Origin of the sequence: Hydrocarboniphaga sp., assembly GCF_028291725.1 — a bacterium.
In the GTDB taxonomy this organism is placed as follows: domain Bacteria; phylum Pseudomonadota; class Gammaproteobacteria; order Nevskiales; family Nevskiaceae; genus Hydrocarboniphaga.
Genome location: NZ_JAQGNT010000070.1, coordinates 19,248 through 35,321, shown reverse-complemented (window position 1 = coordinate 35,321; position 16,074 = coordinate 19,248). Strand labels below are relative to the sequence as shown.

At 62.2% G+C, this 16,074-nt stretch carries 14 protein-coding genes and 1 tRNA gene; 4 read left to right on the top strand and 11 right to left on the bottom strand.

Going from position 1 to position 16,074, the window contains the following annotated elements; all coding sequences use genetic code 11:
• Positions 1-6: 6 nt before the first annotated feature.
• From JWQ90_RS19360 to JWQ90_RS19350, 3 genes are all read right to left on the bottom strand, one after another.
• Positions 7-1,083 carry a YCF48-related protein gene (locus tag JWQ90_RS19360; protein WP_299696659.1) on the bottom strand — a complete coding sequence of 359 codons (1,077 nt, stop codon included), beginning with the start codon at positions 1,081-1,083 and terminating at the stop codon, positions 7-9.
• Between the two features lie 116 nt (positions 1,084-1,199).
• Positions 1,200-2,558 carry a DUF1329 domain-containing protein gene (locus tag JWQ90_RS19355; protein ID WP_299696658.1) on the bottom strand — a complete coding sequence of 453 codons (1,359 nt, stop codon included), beginning with the start codon at positions 2,556-2,558 and terminating at the stop codon, positions 1,200-1,202.
• 27 nt (positions 2,559-2,585) lie between these two features.
• Entirely contained in the window at positions 2,586-4,361 is a 1,776-nt protein-coding gene (locus JWQ90_RS19350; RefSeq protein WP_299696657.1) for a DUF1302 family protein, read from the bottom strand.
• A 589-nt stretch (positions 4,362-4,950) separates the two neighbouring features.
• Here JWQ90_RS19350 and JWQ90_RS19345 point away from each other — a divergent pair.
• A complete protein-coding gene (locus JWQ90_RS19345) occupies positions 4,951-5,700 on the top strand; it encodes a TetR/AcrR family transcriptional regulator (protein ID WP_299696656.1) in 750 nt (249 codons plus the stop codon).
• A 119-nt stretch (positions 5,701-5,819) separates the two neighbouring features.
• Positions 5,820-6,035, top strand: a complete 216-nt coding sequence (locus tag JWQ90_RS19340) for a hypothetical protein (RefSeq protein ID WP_299696655.1) — start codon at positions 5,820-5,822, stop codon at positions 6,033-6,035.
• Between the two features lie 124 nt (positions 6,036-6,159).
• Here JWQ90_RS19340 and JWQ90_RS19335 read toward each other — a convergent pair.
• Positions 6,160-6,247, bottom strand: a tRNA-Ser gene (locus tag JWQ90_RS19335).
• A gap of 347 nt (positions 6,248-6,594) precedes the next feature.
• Here JWQ90_RS19335 and JWQ90_RS19330 point away from each other — a divergent pair.
• Both JWQ90_RS19330 and JWQ90_RS19325 read left to right on the top strand, forming a co-directional pair.
• Positions 6,595-7,860: an efflux RND transporter periplasmic adaptor subunit gene (locus JWQ90_RS19330; RefSeq protein WP_299696654.1), complete on the top strand. Its 1,266-nt coding sequence runs from the start codon at positions 6,595-6,597 to the stop codon at positions 7,858-7,860.
• A gap of 280 nt (positions 7,861-8,140) precedes the next feature.
• Positions 8,141-11,248 carry an efflux RND transporter permease subunit gene (locus JWQ90_RS19325; RefSeq protein ID WP_299696653.1) on the top strand — a complete coding sequence of 1,036 codons (3,108 nt, stop codon included), beginning with the start codon at positions 8,141-8,143 and terminating at the stop codon, positions 11,246-11,248.
• A gap of 478 nt (positions 11,249-11,726) precedes the next feature.
• On the opposite strand, the gene JWQ90_RS29250 is transcribed toward JWQ90_RS19325, so the two are convergent.
• From JWQ90_RS29250 to JWQ90_RS19300, 7 genes are all read right to left on the bottom strand, one after another.
• Entirely contained in the window at positions 11,727-12,101 is a 375-nt protein-coding gene (locus JWQ90_RS29250) for a GFA family protein (RefSeq protein ID WP_366919550.1), read from the bottom strand.
• Between the two features lie 308 nt (positions 12,102-12,409).
• Positions 12,410-12,880: a group II truncated hemoglobin gene (locus tag JWQ90_RS19320; RefSeq protein ID WP_366919548.1), complete on the bottom strand. Its 471-nt coding sequence runs from the start codon at positions 12,878-12,880 to the stop codon at positions 12,410-12,412.
• An 8-nt stretch (positions 12,881-12,888) separates the two neighbouring features.
• Entirely contained in the window at positions 12,889-13,221 is a 333-nt protein-coding gene (locus JWQ90_RS19315) for an antibiotic biosynthesis monooxygenase (protein WP_299696651.1), read from the bottom strand.
• 112 nt (positions 13,222-13,333) lie between these two features.
• On the bottom strand, positions 13,334-13,690 hold the full coding sequence (locus JWQ90_RS19310; RefSeq protein ID WP_299696650.1) for a DUF2513 domain-containing protein: 357 nt from the start codon (positions 13,688-13,690) through the stop codon (positions 13,334-13,336).
• 140 nt (positions 13,691-13,830) lie between these two features.
• Positions 13,831-14,589 carry a hypothetical protein gene (locus JWQ90_RS19305; protein WP_299696649.1) on the bottom strand — a complete coding sequence of 253 codons (759 nt, stop codon included), beginning with the start codon at positions 14,587-14,589 and terminating at the stop codon, positions 13,831-13,833.
• Between the two features lie 846 nt (positions 14,590-15,435).
• Positions 15,436-15,621: a type II toxin-antitoxin system HicA family toxin gene (locus JWQ90_RS29245; RefSeq protein WP_366919547.1), complete on the bottom strand. Its 186-nt coding sequence runs from the start codon at positions 15,619-15,621 to the stop codon at positions 15,436-15,438.
• A complete protein-coding gene (locus JWQ90_RS19300) occupies positions 15,618-15,830 on the bottom strand; it encodes a hypothetical protein (protein ID WP_299696648.1) in 213 nt (70 codons plus the stop codon). The genes JWQ90_RS29245 and JWQ90_RS19300 overlap by 4 nt, the downstream gene beginning before the upstream one ends.
• Positions 15,831-16,074 lie beyond the last annotated feature (244 nt).

Below are 16,074 nucleotides of genomic sequence, written 5' to 3'. Positions count from 1 at the left end.
TCCTTATCAATTGCCGGCAGCAGCGGATTCGATGACCACGCCGGCGGTGCCGATGACCGCGAAGGCGCTGGGCCCGACCGGAACGATGTCGGCGAACAGCATCGGACGCGCCAGCTGCAGCGGCTTGTAGTGCTCGGCCTGCGCGTCGGTGCTCACCAGCACGCGTGCGTTCTGCGTGACCATGGCGATGCGGCCGTCGGCCAGCGTCGCGGCGGCGTTTACGGCCGCTCCGGCCTCGGTCTGGACGGCTGTCCAGGTCTCGCCGCCGTCCAGGCTGCGGTAGGCGGTGCCGCGCAAGCCGTAAACGACCAGCTTGGCCGCGTCGCCGGTGATGCCGAAGAACGTCCCGTTGTATCCGGTCCGGTGCGGCTTGAATTTCTGCTCGCCTTCGTCGTACTTGAACACGGTGCCGCGCTCCGCGGCGATGTAGAGCGCGCCATTGATCACGGTGATCTGGTTCAGATGCAGTCCCGCCTCGTTGTCGATGCGGTGCATCCACGGCTCCCAGGTCTTGCCGCCATCGGCAGACGCGATGATGTTGCCGAAGGGACCGACGGCATAGCCGTTCGACTCGTCCGTGAAGTAGACGTCCAGCCACGGCAGATCGCCGCCGCCGTCGCTGCAATTGCCCTGGATCATCGCGATATAGGGTGCCACTGAGGCGTCGCCGGCATCGGCCTTCTTCTGGTAGTAGTCGGCCATGATCTTGCAGGCCGCCTGACCGTCGAGCTGCCGGGTCCAGCTGTTGCCGCCGTCGTCCGTATGCAGGATCACGCCGTCATGGCCGGCGGCCCAGCCCTTGCCGTTGCCGACGAAAGAAAGCGCGACCAGATCGGAGGAAAGCGGTGAAGGCCGCTGCTGCCAGCTCTTGCCCTGATCGTCGGAGGAGATGATCAGGCCGCGCAGGCCCACCGCGACGATGCGGCCGCCCGAGAGCGCACCGGCCAGCAGCGGGGCTGTGGAAACATCGCCGGGCGCTGCAGGTGCCGGTGTCACCACGGGGTCCTTGAACGCCGCGGCCGAGACCGCCGCCGTCCACAGCCCCAGACAGGCTGCAAAGAACCACAGACATCTGGACCGCATAATCGCTCCTCACCGTTGCGGCACGTCCGGAGACGCCAACCGGCAGACCTTTAAACGGATCGATCCGGCAGCCGCCGCTGCCGGATCGACCCAGTGAACATCAAGCGGACTTCGGATCAGCGAATACCCTGCTGCAACAGGTTATCCGGCGTCGTCGTGTTCTCCGGAAGCGCAGTATCACGCGTGCGCAGCATGCACTCGTCGCAGCCCATGTGGCTCAGGAAGGCCACTGTGTTGCGCGAATGGTCGAAGACGATGGCCGCGGGCGTATACGAATTGGGATGTTGGTAACCCTGGGTCTGTGGGCTGATCATGCTGCGGTAGAACTTGCCGCTGGCGTCATAGCCGTCCCACATGACCTGGTTCCAGGTGTCCTCGTCGGTATACCAGCGCTTGCGCGCCACCACATGCCGCTTGCCCGGCGCCAGCGTCGCTTCGAGTACCCAGACGCGGCGCAGTTCCCAGCGGAACTTGTCGGTCTTGAAATGCCCCGGCATGGCCACCTCCGCGACGGTGGTGTGGAACTGGAAGTCGTAGTCGTTGGCCGGAACGTACATCTCCTTCTTGCCCAGAATCTTGAAGTCGTAGCGATCCATGCGGCCGTAGATGGTGTCGCTCTCGTCACCGAGGTCGGAACCGCCGTAGGTGGCGTTGGGCGTGTCGTAGCTGACTTCCGGGGCGAGGCGGACGCGGCGCTGGCCAGGATTGTAGATCCAGACTTTCGGATCTCCGGATTTCGCATAGTTGATGTAATTCCAGGTCACCACGGCGATGCCGTTCTGACGCGCCGGAGCGACCAGGCGCAGGAACTGCCGGGCCGTGAACGGCGTATCGGGCTGATCCGGCGCGCTGAAGGGATGGTAGAAGTAGCTGTCCGAGCGGTTGATCAGATTGACGCGGCCGGAGGTGTCGATCAGCTCGGCCGTGAAGCTGGTATCCACGTACGGATAGCGGAAGCGCATCAGCGTGTTCCAGCCCAGTTCGGGACCCGTCTTCGGAATCGGGAACGGAATGCCCGAATGTGCGCCCTCGACGCCCTCCTTCTCCTGCACCATCTTGGCGTGCGTAGCGTTGTAGATGGATCCGTCCTGCCAGTATTTCGGAAACGCCGCCGTGCGCCGCGTCGTATAGACGTCGATGAAGAAAGTGTCGGGATACTTCTCCATCAGGTACATCTGGGACTCGGACAGTTTGTCCTTGTACTTGTCCTTGTTGGCGTTGGTGATGCGAAACAGCGGCTTGTCGTCGGGGAACGGATTGACCAGCTTGCGATCCGACTTGCTGGTACCCGGCGGCGGCGTAACAGGGCTGCCGGTGTACGCCGGAATGCTGCCGTCGGCGTTGCCGGCCTTCTCGGCGCCCCAGGGAGTGAGCGTGGTGCCGAGCTGCTTGGCCTCTTCTTCCGATACCGCGGCGGCTGCGTTGAAACTGACGGCGGCCATGACGGCCGCGGTCAGAATGGACTTCATTTTCATTTTCAATATTCCTCCAGGCGAATCAGATCAGAACGAGGTCTTCAAGGTGAGCACGATGCGGCCGCGATCGTTATACATCCAGGCCCCCGAGCCACCCGCGTAATAGCCGTCCGCGGTTTCAGGGAGATGGCGCGAGTAGGAATCCTGGTAGGACAACGTGACTTCGTGCTGCTGATAAAACAGCGCCTTGAGACCAACGGAGTAGCTCAGTGAACCCTCGTTACCACCGCCGATTCCCGCATAGTTGCCGCTGATGCCGTACTGAACACTGGTCGGCGCGGAAAGATCGATGCCAGAGAAGGCCTGCGGCCATTGCGGCTCGAAATTGACCTGAGCGGCAACATAGTTGTCCGTCGAGCAGCCGGTATCCTTATTGGAGCAACCGACACCGCCGTCGCCGTTATACAGCTCTTTGTGATCGCTGATCCTGGCGAGGTGGGTATAGGCAATTTCGGCGATTACCTGGCCGGTCGTATAGAACATCGACGAAGGCAATACCAGGATGGCATCGAGGTTCGCGTTGAAAAGATCGCCTGTCGGCCCGCGATGATCCGTCGGGTCGATACCGGTGTTGTTCAGGGCCGTGTCGAAACGATACGAAGCTTCGCCGGCGAAACTGATGCCGCCCAAAGTTTGGCTGTAACTCAGCCCCACCAGCGAAGCGTCACGGTTGTACGCCAAACGATACGTGCCGCCGACGACCCCTCCTTCCGGACTCTGCAGCGGCAAGCCAAACGCATTGACCGGAGCAGGACCGACCTCGAATACGTTGTACGGCGTCGTCTCGTCGAACTTGCGGTAATAGACACCGAGCTGGCCCTCGCCCAAGCCATAACGCATCATCACGCCGTAATTGCCACCCGGGCCCGGTTCATCAGCCTTCCGGTTCTCGAGAAAGACGGCTTGATCGTTGGCTGTCCCGTAAAATGCGCCCGGGATCACAACGCCGGTAAAGAACCGATCCGGCCCCTCATACAGCATATCGGCTGGGCCGAGGAAGGTCCCGCCTTCGGGCAGACGGTTTGCCGACCAATCCAGAAAATACTCGAAGCCCAATGACAAATTCGAAGTGAGCTGCCAATTGGCGGAAAGCTGCGCGACGGGCAAAAATACTTCCTTGGTCTCGATACCGGGGCTGGTCACCGCCTTGAGGCCGTCGACCGGCGCCTGCGAATACGAGATCGCCTGGTTGCCGAAGAACAGGCCTTCACCCCAGTAGAGCGTGTGCTTGCCGGCCTTGACGCTCAGCGAGGTGTCGCCAAGCGAGAAAATGCCGAAGGCGAAAGCGTCGAGCAACTCGCCATAAGGTCCGCGATAAAAGTGTTTCGTATGCGACGAATACTCGTTGCCGAAGTAGCTGGAGGTCTCGGAGTACGGAACGCTGACCGGAATCGGTCCTGTACCCGGATCGAAGCTGCTGTTGTAGGTGCCCGGACGAGTGGCCACTTCAGTGTCATGGTAGATGGCGTCATACCACCCGGCGCCTGTCGCTCGAATACCGTACCGCCCCTGATACGAAAGATCGATCTCTTCGAGCACGTCGAGCCGTGCATTGACGAAATCGCCCTGATCGAACTTGTATTCCGCTTCGCTATTGGTCGGGCCGTTAGCAATGGCGTCCTTGCGATCCTCCACCCTGATACCGGTGTTGAACCTCAGCGTCGTGTCTGCATTGAGACGCCAATCCGGAACGCCGAGGTTGATCGGCGCCGCCTGCGCCGCGCCCATTGCAGTAAGCCCCGCCGCGACGGCAAACGGCTGCTTCAGGAACTTCACGTACTGCCAGCTCTTTCTCTTGTTCACTCGCTCTCCTCCTCCACTCACGTTATAGAACTCCGCCGCTCGCCTGAACTGACTTTCAGGAACGCGGAGCACGGCTTGTGTTTCGCCGGCCGAGGCCACGCCATCCGCTCTTTCAGTTAACGATTAGGGACAAGAAGCGAAAAAAGCACGCCACGAAACGCGGTCAGTCATTAGCGAGGAACGGGCAGCCCACAATCTATCGTCGGCCGGGTTCACGTCGCCGATCGGCCTCGCCAACCTCACTCACCACTGCTGCTCCTCCTGTTGACGCGCCCTCTGTCATGACGAGGGCTTGTATAACTGAAATATACTCAGTTATTACCCGATAAGCAATATACCGTCAGTTTTCTGAGGCCGCAGGTATCGTCTGAGACGGCGATGGACTGCTTTAGTGCGCGTTCGGGCCTCACGCGCGGCGCTTCGCTTTACCCCCGGCGCCTTAGCTGATATATCGTTATCTTCACTCCACCGTGCGTTCCCGCGCTTCAGGCCCGTTCGGACCGCAGTAAAAATCCCCCTGAACTAAAACGGACGACTTATCTATAAACTCCGCATCGCGGTTGAGGGAACGAACAACAAAGCCGAGTCCATGAGCCAGACAATTACCACCAACAAGCAGGGGCAGGAACTGGGGCGCAAGGGGCACAGCTCCAGGCTCAGGCTCATGGAAGCGACCGAACGCCTGCTGCGAACCAACTCGCCGGTCACGCTGACCGCGGTGTCGATCGCCAAGGAGGCCAAGATGTCGTCGGCCGCCTTCTACCTGTACTTCGAAGACGTGCGTAACGTGCTGCTGGCGCTCAGCGAGGCCGCTGCCACCGAGATGGTCGACGCTCACCAGATCCTTCTGCAGCCTTGGGATGCAAAGGAACCGGATTTCAAGCACGCGATGGGACTGGTGTTGGCGTTCTACAGGGTCTACGACCGCCACCGGTCGGTTCTGCGCTACTGCAGCCTGGAAGCCGATCGAGGTGACGTGCGCTTCGAGCAGGTGCGGCTCGCGATCGTGATCCCGTTCTTCGAGCAGTTCGCGGAGCGCATCTACGCGGCTTCGGTGAACGATGCGCGCCGCTCGCGCGGTGATGCCTATGCCGAGGCGATCGTGCTGGTCTCGGCCATGGAACGCAACGCCACGAGCGACCCCAAGCAGGTGCAGAACACCATTGGCACCAAGCGCCTGCAGGAAGCGACCGCCCGCCTGATCGCCTGGCGCTTCAGCTCCTCGATCTCGCGGACTATCTCAGTCGATGCTCCGGAACCGCCGGTCAAGGCGGCCACGACCAAGGCCAAATCGGTCGCCGCGATCAAGAAGAAGGTAAAGCGTGTAGCGGTAAAGTGAACCTCTGACACTGGACCAGCAGCTGGGTCCAAGCTCGATACGCTAGTCGGGCCGACACTGGAAGAAAGTCTATTTCACGCTGAGGCTCGTACCGCCGCCACAGTGAAAAGTTCTCGTGCATGTCTCGCCGCACTGCAAACGTCGGGCTGCTGGGTTTAGCCTTGTGCACGAATCAGTCGCAGGCCAACGCATGGGCCATGCTGCGCAGCTTCAAGCTTGACGGCTCTTCCCGCGAGGTGATCGGCGCCGATACGCTGCGATCATTTATCAGAATCGTTGGCGCAGCCCGCGAGCGAGTCCCAGGCGTGCGTTCTGACACAAGGAAGATCAGCTGAGCGTGCCCGGCGAGTTGCAGTGCGAGCGGGCCGGCGTCACGAACATCTTGAGTGCGAAGGGTCTGTGTTAGCTCGCGGGAGCCGACCCGTCACGAAACGCATGCGGAACCGCTATGCAGAAAAATGGCGGAGAGGGAGGGATTCGAACCCCCGGAACCTTGCGGTTCAGCGGTTTTCAAGACCGCCGCAATAGACCACTCTGCCACCTCTCCGCGGACCCGCCACGATCAACGCAGACCGCTATTGTGCCCGGGGCGTATGCAAATTTCCTGCACAGTTGTCGCCTACCATGCGGGCCGGGCCGGGGTTTGCCCCCGCCTGCCCATACCCTGCAATTGCTTTGCGTAACGAAACTTTACTGTGAACGGGGCGTCGATGACGGCAGCCGCACGGTAACTTGCGGGGCGGTCGCGGTGTACATCGCGCGGCGACAGAACAACCAACGATACGGACCAGTAGAGGTTTTCCGGTGGGGAACGCAACAAGGCCGACCAGGCCGATCAGGCAATTACCGTCGCGCCAGTACGGCCGGACGAAAATCTTCGGCACGATCGTCGTTTTGCTGCTGATCGCCGGCATGGCCGGGCTCGGCTACTACTTCAAGCACCGCGAGCCGGCCGCCCAGGCCGGAGGCTTCGGCGCCGGCGCCGGTGGACCGCCCGGCGCGCCCGGTGGTGGCGGCGGGCGACGCGGCGCGACTACGGTCGGCACCACGGTCGCCGAGAGCACCGATATGCCGGTGATCCTGGAAGCGCTCGGCACGGTCACGCCGGCGGCGACGGTCACGGTGCGGCCCCAGGTATCGGGCGTGATCACCGAGGTCCGCTTCCGCGAGGGCCAGCTGGTCAACAAGGGCGAGGTGCTGGCGGTGATCGACCGCCGCCCGTTCCAGATGAGCCTGATGCAGGCCCAGGCGCAGCAGCAGCGCGACCAGGCCGAACTGGAGAACGCGAAGCTGACCCTGGAGCGCTACCGGATGCTGCAGACGCAGGACTCGATCGCGCAGCAGGACGTCGACACCCAGGCCGCGACGGTCAAGCAGCTCGAAGGTACTGTCGCCTCCGATCGCGCGGCGGTCGGCACCGCCCAACTCGATTTGGACTACAGCGAGATCCGCTCGCCGATCGCCGGCCGCACCGGTCTGCGCGTGATCGACGCCGGCAACTACATTGCTGCCGGCGATACCAACGGCATCGTCGTAGTGACCCAGATTTCGCCGACCGATGTCGAGTTCACCGTTCCGCAGGACCGCGTCAGCGAGATCATCGAGCCGGTTTCCAAGGGGCAGGCGCTGGCCATCACCGCGCTCGACCGCACGCGTACCCATACGCTGTCGAGCGGCGTGTTCTCGACGCTCGACAACCAGGTGAACATCGACACCGGCACGGTGCGCGCCAAGGCGCGCTTCGAGAACAAGGACGGCGCGCTGTTCCCGAGCCAATTCGTCAACGTGAGGCTGACGCTGCGCCTGATCGACAATGCGGTGACGCTGCCGGTGTCGGCGGTGCGCAATGGCGCCGACGGCGATTTCGTCTGGCTGCTCAAGGACGACCAGACCGCGACGATGCGCAAGGTCACGCGCGGCCAGGCCACCAACGACAGGGTGCAGGTCACCGACGGCGTCAAAGTTGGCGAGGTGGTGATCACCGAAGGCGGCGATCGGCTACAGGAAGGCGGACACGTGATCCTGCCGGCCGACGCGGCGAAAGCGCCGGCGGCGGGTGCCGCCGATGCGACGAATGCGGACGGCCAGAAAAAGCGCGAGCATCGGCGCAGGAAGGACGGAGCGCCTGGCGACAAGCCGGCTGCGCCGGGCACGCCCTGATGACACGGCTCTGGTTTTCCCCTCTCCATCAACCTTGCGCAGACCGTAGGGCGGGTCGTGACCCGCCGCTTTTGCTCGGACTTGACGACGGCGGGTCACGACCCGCCCTACACCGGGTCATGGCCCGTGAGCAGGTTCGCAAAGAACACGGGGCTACCCAGGAACCGGCGGTCGCAGCTCAAGCGATCGGGGCGCACACGTCGGCAAGGGATTGCCGACCTACGTCGCTGGCGGGGCAGAGCCGGTTCATGGAGAGGGGAACAGCACAGGGCACTGCACGATGAACCCCTCGCGTCCCTTCATCGAACGTCCCGTCGCCACCGCGCTGCTGATGACGGCGATCGTGCTGGCCGGCCTGGTCGGCTTCAAGCTCATGCCGCTGTCGGCGCTGCCGGAAGTCGACTATCCGACGATCCAGGTGCAGACGCTGTATCCGGGCGCGAGTCCCGAGGTCATGAGCCAGACCGTCACCGCGCCGCTGGAACGCCAGCTCGGCCAGATGCCGGGACTGCAGCGTATGAGTTCGGTCAGCACTGCCGGCGCGTCGATCGTGACGCTGCAGTTCACGCTCGCCGAGGCGATCGACGTCGCGGAACAGGAAGTGCAAGCCGCGATCAACGGTGCCAGCTCCCTGCTGCCGGCAGATCTGCCGGCACCGCCGGTTTACGCGAAAGTGAATCCGGCCGATGCGCCGGTGCTGACGCTGGCCTTGACCTCCGACACGCTGCCGCTGACCGAGGTACGCAATCTCGCCGACACCCGTCTTACGCTGAAAATCAGCCAGGTTTCCGGCGTCGGCCTGGTGACGCTGTCGGGCGGCCAGCGGCCGGCCGTGCGCATCCAGGCCGACACCCAGGCACTGGCCTCGTACGGCATCGCACTGTCGACGCTGGAATCCGCGATCACCGCGGCCAACGCCAACAGCGCCAAGGGCAGCTTCGACGGCCCTAGCCGTGCGTACTCGATCAATGCCAACGATCAGCTGCTGACGGTCGAGGACTATCAAAGCCTGATCGTCAGCTATAGCAACGGCGCGCCGGTGCGCGTCAGCGACGTGGCGAGCGCGGTCAACGCGGCCGAGAACATCAAACTCGGCGCCTGGGCCGGCACACAAAATGGACAGAAACCAGCGATCATTCTGGACGTGCAGCGCCAGCCCGGCGCCAACGTGATCGAGACCGTCGACGCGATCAAGACTCGCCTGGCCGACCTGCAGGGCACGATGCCCGACAGCGTCCAGATCGAAGTGCTGGCCGACCGCACCACCGGCATCCGCGCGTCGGTGCACCACGTGCAGATCGAGCTGATCCTCGCCGTGGTTATGGTCGTGCTGGTGATCTTCTTCTTCCTGCACAGCCCGCAGGCAACGCTGATCGCGAGCCTGTCGGTGCCAATCTCGCTGATCGGCACCTGCGGCCTGATGTACCTGATGGGCTACAGCCTCAATAATCTTTCATTGATGGCGCTGACCATCGCCACCGGCTTCGTCGTCGACGACGCGATCGTCGTCATCGAGAACATTTCGCGCCATCTGGAGGAAGGCGATCCGCCTTTCACCGCTGCATTGAAAGGCGCCAGCGAAATCGGCTTCACCATCATCTCGCTGACGATCTCGCTGGTCGCGGTGCTGATCCCGCTGCTGTTCATGGGCGACGTCGTCGGCCGCTTGTTCCGCGAGTTCGCGGTAACGCTGGCGATCACGATCCTGATTTCGGCGATCGTGGCGCTGACCCTGGTGCCGATGCTGTCGGCGCGCTGGCTGAAGAATCATTCGATGACCGCGAGCCAGGGACTCGGCGCAACAATACAGCGCGGTTTCGACCGCGTGGTAGCGCGCTACGACCGCATGCTGACCTGGGTGCTCGCACGTCAGGCAGCGACGCTGCTGATCGCGCTGGCGACGTTCGCATTGACCGCGCTGCTGTACGTCGTGATCCCGAAAGGCCTGTTCCCGACGCAGGACACCGGTCAATTGCAGGCACGCGTGCAGGCGTCCGAATCGGTGTCGTTCGCGCGCATGAAAGCGCTGCAGCAGGCGGCGGCGGCCGAGATCCTGAAGGACCCGGCAGTCGAAAACCTCAGTTCCTTCGTTGGTGTCGACGCCGCGAACAGCACGCTGCTCAGTACCGGCCGCATGTTCATCAACCTGAAGGAAAACCGCAGTGGCTCGCAGGACGCGATCATGCAGCGGCTGAAGGATCGCGTCGCTGGCGTGGCCGGCGTGAGCTTGTACCTGCAACCGACCCAGGATCTGACCATCGATGCCGAAACCGGGCCGACGCAGTACCGCGTGTCAATGGAGGGCGCGGATACGCCGACCGTCACCGAATGGGCGAACAAGCTCACCGCGCAGCTGCAAAAAGTCGACTCGCTGCGCAATGTCACCTCCGACGCCGGCGCCAGCGGCTACTCGGCGCTGGTCGACGTCGATCGCGATACCGCATCGCGCCTGGGCATCACCGCAGCGGCCGTCGACGACGCGCTGTACAGTGCCTTCGGCCAGCGCATCATCTCGACGATCTTCACCGAGACCAACCAATACCGGGTGATCCTGGAAGCGCGGCCGGATCTGCTCACCGATCCGCAGTCGCTGGGACTGCTGCACCTGAAATCCAGCTCCGGCGCATCGACGCCGCTGTCGGCGTTCGCGACGATCCGCGAACAGCAGTCGCCGCTGCAGATCACCCACGTCGCGCAATACCCGGCGACGACCATCGGCTTCGATACCGCCAGCGGCGTATCGCTCGGCCATGCCGTGGACGCGATCCGCCAGGCGGCGGTCGATATCAACATGCCGGCCGCGGTGAGCCTGACGTTCCTTGGTGCCGCCAGCGCCTACGAAAACTCGCTGAGCAACCAGCTGTGGCTGATTCTGGCTGCGGTCATCTGCGTCTACATCGTGCTCGGCGTGCTCTACGAGAGCTACGTGCATCCGCTGACGATCCTGTCGACGCTGCCTTCGGCCGGCGTCGGCGCGCTGCTGATGCTGATGCTCACCGGCAACGACCTCGGCGTGATCGGAATCATCGGCATCATCCTGCTGATCGGCATCGTCAAGAAGAACGCGATCATGATGATCGACTTCGCGATCGACGCCGAACGCATACAGGGGCTTTCCGCCCGCGACGCGATCCACCAGGCCGCGCTGCTGCGCTTCCGCCCGATCATCATGACCACCCTGGCCGCGCTGTTCGCCGCCGTGCCGCTGATGCTCGGCTTTGGCGACGGCGCGGAACTGCGCCGCCCGCTCGGCATCAGCATCTTCGGTGGCCTGATCGTCAGCCAGGCGCTGACGCTGTTTACGACGCCGGTGATTTACCTGATGTTCGATCGGCTGGGGCAGCGGCTGCGGCGAGAAAAACCGGCGGCGCTCGAGACGCCGGTCTGATGACGATGTCGCTGACCTCGCCCATCTCCGCGCTGTTCCCCTCTCCCTCCGCGAGAGGGTGGCGCTCGGTGGCCACCCTCACCCACCCCTTCGGGGCACCCTACCCAGGAACCTCTCCCTCCCCCGCTTGCGGGGGAGGGCTGGGGTGGGGGCGAGCAGGCGCGGCGCTATCGTCTCGCCCCCATCCCAACCTTCCCCCGCAGGCGGGGGAAGGGGCGGGTCGGTTCCGGGGCTCAAGCCGGCAGCGCCAAGCTGCGGGACCCTCTCCCGCTTGCGGGAGAGGGGATATGCGGGGTGACGTTCGCGCGGATTCCAAGTCGCTCATCCGCCCCTACGGGGCAGCATCGAACGCAGAGAGAAGGATCGCAAGCCTTAAATTAGCGCCATTCGCCTTTGGGACTTTACCTCGATGGAAGGGTTGGGCCTCATGTAGCGCGGCGCCTGCCGGCACGACGCGAATTTCCGCTTGGGCTTGCGATCACTCTCGGTCCTGGTCGTACTGCTCGGCTCCCTCGATCGGTCGCAGCCACGGCTCGCGGCGTTTGACCCAGAGCTCGTAGCTCGGCACGAGTGGCGTGGGAGCTTCTGCAAGGGCGCCGAGCTTGATTTCCGCCTCACGATCGTCGAGTGAAAACAGGCGCGACCCACAGCGAGGACAGAAGTATTGGCCGTGGAACTCGGATGTCTCGCCAGTGCTTTCGAACTGGTGGGCAGGCCAAATCCCGTAAAAAGTAAACGCCGAGCCGCTCTCTTGTCGGCAGTCGGTGCAGTGGCAGATGCCGGTACGAAGGGGCTCTCCGCGCGCGGAGATCTGCACCTGTCCGCAAAGGCATTTGCCCGAGTACAACTTCATGCCTGACGAGAAAGCAGCTCGCATGGGGCTTAACGAGGCTGGAGAAAAACCGCGACGCGAACGCCGACCCTGCGTCCGAGCGAGCAGGGGAGTCGATCGTTTGTCCGTAAGCGGTCCTGGGTCATGATCGGCTGCCTGTGCGAGGGTGCTTCGCCCTGACGATCTACTGGAGCGCTTTGCGTTAGGCGCGGGCATTTTGCGGCGGGTTTTTGGAGAACCACTCGACAAAGCTGGGCATATGCGGCTCTAAGGCCCCTGGAAACGACAAGTTCAGGACCCCCGCTCGAGCTGAGCTCCGATTCTCAAAATCATGCGGTGTACGGGCCTTTGACTTCACCCCAGCCCCACTTCGGCATGGGAGCATGTTCATCCACTGTGGCACCCGACTGCGAATTGATTACCGCCAATCGCGAACCCCACTCCAGATAACCAACCAGAGCAGACCGGAACTCAGGATCTTCGGGCATGCTCAACTCGTCCGCAGTATCGAGCAGCAGGCCTACCCAGCGTCGTCGTTGTTCTTGTGTAAGGTGGCGATCGAGATGCTGTTTGATCATGTGCGGATGGCCGCCGTGCTGCTCGGAGTACGCGGCCGGGCCGCCGAGTACTTCACCAAGAAATGCCGCAACGTGGGCTGGATGGCCTGCATCCATGTGAGCGAAGACCGACGCGAGCAACGGATCGACCTGGACGTGCTCATAGAAGCGCGTGGTCAGTCGGTTCAGCGCGTCAAAGCCGCCGATCCAGTTGAACAAGGTAGGAATGTCCTGAGTTGTCATGCGGTGCCTTATTTGCGTTTTGATGCAACGACTGAGGTCGGCGTGTAGTGGCGCATTTCCTCGATTTGACCAATGTAGGGCCTGATGGCCGCAAGGAATGGTGCGAATTCTGGTGAACGCCGAAAGCCCGCCAGATGACCGTCAACGGAATCCCACTCGATTCGCAGGATGTACCGGTCTTGCTCTTCGGCGCAACGAGATAACTCATAGCCAAGGCAGTGCAGCGAAGCATCAAGGGAGGGAGCAGCGGCACGATATGCTGCCTCGAAGGCATCGGCGATGCTTCCTCCAGATTCCGCGGGTTGCTCGTTGAGCTTGTAGCGAATGTATTCGACGATCATGACTGCTCCAAAGGCGAGTAGTGCGGATTCTGTGCGGCCCAACGCACCGGCTCACCCGCGGATTTGCCGTAGCGAAGCGCAGGCAAATACGTTGGCTGGAGCGCGTTGGGGCTCACATGACCGCTTTCACGCCCTCTATGAGAGCGATCTTCAGGGCCTCGAACCCCAGGCTGCCGGTCTTACTTATTACTAGGGCCTTTGCCTTGTTCCATAGGGTCTCGTCTCGAGCGGCGTCCAGGAACTCATGCCCTGCCCATGTGAGGCTTTTTGGGCGCCATTCCGGGCCAGCCATCGTTGAGAGATCAATTGCGTCAAGGAGGCCGGCCTCGTGTAGAAGTCGAATATGATGAGAGACCGATTTGTCCGAAACGCCCTCGAATTCCAGTGCGAACCAACTTGAACCATCGGCGTCCTCCTGGCCCTCGATAGCAAGGAGGATTTGCCGCGCAAGATCCATATCGCGTTTCATTGTGGCTCCTGAATAACTAAACTGTGGTGCACCCGTTGCCTGAACCGCCCGGTGCGGACCCGCATGCCGGGTGGTGTGGGGGAGGGCTGACTAGCAGTCAGCCCTTACCCGATTCGGCGGCAGCGTCGCGAGACCCGAGTTCATACGCCGCCGATCCCAAACCAACTCGAGATCTCGCCATCGATTTTGCCCCAAGTCGTCGGCTGCACAGTGCACCTGGTTGTCGAGCGTCGATAGTCTGTGGACTGTCCTGCAAGGCATAGACGCTTGAGCGCGCCTTTGTACTCTCGTAGCGACGCCGAGAAAACGATGAACTTGAGCGGATGAAAGCGTGACGCGCGCATTATCCCCAAGTGGTCGAAGTCTACGGGCTCCGGTACCGCCCAGCCCTCCCATTGAAGCAACTCAACGACCGGAGGTTCGCTGCCCTGAAACTCTGCAATCTCTAGGCTCCGTAGGAGACAGAGAGACTCATCCCGTAGACGGTACGTATAGATGGCGCCCGGCTTCCATTGGAGCGGCGGTATCTCGAGCCGACGACGCGGAAGTGACGGTGCTTTTTGCAGCCCTGAGAGCTTGCGAGCGAGGGAAGCAAGTACCAGTTCGCGCTTCCGCGCCATTGCAGGGGGCGCCCACCGATGTAGATCCTCTCCTGATTCGATGATTCGCAATACTCGATCTTTGATCTCGACTTGCAATTGACCGAGTTCAACCTGAGAAGCCGCCAAGGCGATCCAGAAGTCGGTTCGATCATTCGGATCGTTCGCAGGCGCCCATTCGGCCGCCATAATCATCGACGCCTCGCCAGCAGATTGCCCTTTGCTCAGGCGCTCACGAAACTCGGAGCGCACATCATGGGCAGTGTCGGACTGGAAAATGCCTGGTCCATCAACGCTCACGTCCTATCCCCTAGAGCGAAACTTTCTCTGCCGCCGAACGCCGGAGCTCAGCCGCGGATTTGCCGTAGCGAAGCGGAGGCAAATACGTCGGCTGGAGCGCCTGGTGTACGCCCGACATGGGCCTGAACTGATGGGGTGCGAGTCCCCTGTGGGAGTTTCGGACCTGTCGATGTTGACGGGAATCACCACTAGCCGAAGGCAACTGCGGAACCGCGAGGGACCGTGGGAAGGAAGCCGGAGCGCAAACGTGCGAGCTGACGAACAGAAACTGCATAGAAGGCCTAGCCCGTGGGTGAGTCGGCACATGACGACGAAGCCTACCCGAGACAGTGGACAGGGTAAATGCGGCGGTTGTGCACGGAGAGTACGGGTTCTTATTCGGGGAGAGCTGCTGGCATGGCGACGTTGAAATACTCGTGCAATCCCGGAAGGTTCACCGGGTGATCAAAGAACCCGGCGTGTTGGCAGACGGGCTGCCGACGACGAGCGAAGAACCCGCACACGGGCATCGAGACGGAGCGCGGCGAGTAGCAATGCGCGGCGTGAGCCAGCAGCGGTCAGCAGAGGCCGTAGTAGTCGCCGAGGTCGAAAGGCTGAGGAGACGAAGGGCCGAACGTGAAGAGATAAGGAGGAGCCGTCGGCGGCTCGTGCTGGTGTTGAACCCGACCGGGTGAGCCATGCACGGCGCTGACTGACGTAGCCGGCCCTGCACGAGTGGAAGCTGCGATTTCAGTCCTTCGGGACGTGTGCTTCCTCTTCACGAACCGCCGGATGCGGACCCGCATGTCCGGTGGTGTGGGGAGGGCCGGCTAGCAGCCGGCCCTTACCCGATTGGACCGCGGCGCGCTACGGCTCAGGAACGCCAAGATCCTTGCAGATCTTCTTGGCCAAATGGTCATTAACTTCGGTGTGACGGGGAACCGCGCTGCGACGATTGAGCGCAGTGTTCTGCCACCAAGAATGACTGCCTCCCTCGCGGAGTAGGGAGCAGCCGTTTGTTGTGAGATGCCGCAGAAGATCGCGGCGTTTCATACCGCGATGCTGAACTCTTCGTAGTCCTCACCTGCTGCGTGCCGTGCATCATCTCGATTCATCTCCAGAGCCTCAAGGAGCGTGATCCGAAGCGACTTCAACAGCCCGTCCCGAGAATTCTCCTGGCAATTGACTCCAGGAACCTCCTCGATCCAGCCGATCCACCAGGGTCCATCTTGCTTCACAACTGCCGTGTAGGATTGATTCATGTTCATCACCTCGAACCTCATTCTACCTTGCCCGGCATTGCTCCACCTATAGGGGCCATGTGACTTCCATTCACTGCCACAACAACAGGCGGCTTAATCGCAGAGGCACCACTTACTTTCTTCATTCCGCTGTTTGAACAAGTCGGGCCAGCACTATAGATGTAGGGACTAGCTGACGATCTGGTCTTCAAGTCCGAGGGCTCTGGCCGAAGCGTAGCTCATCTGCCAGAGCTTTTGCTGTCGC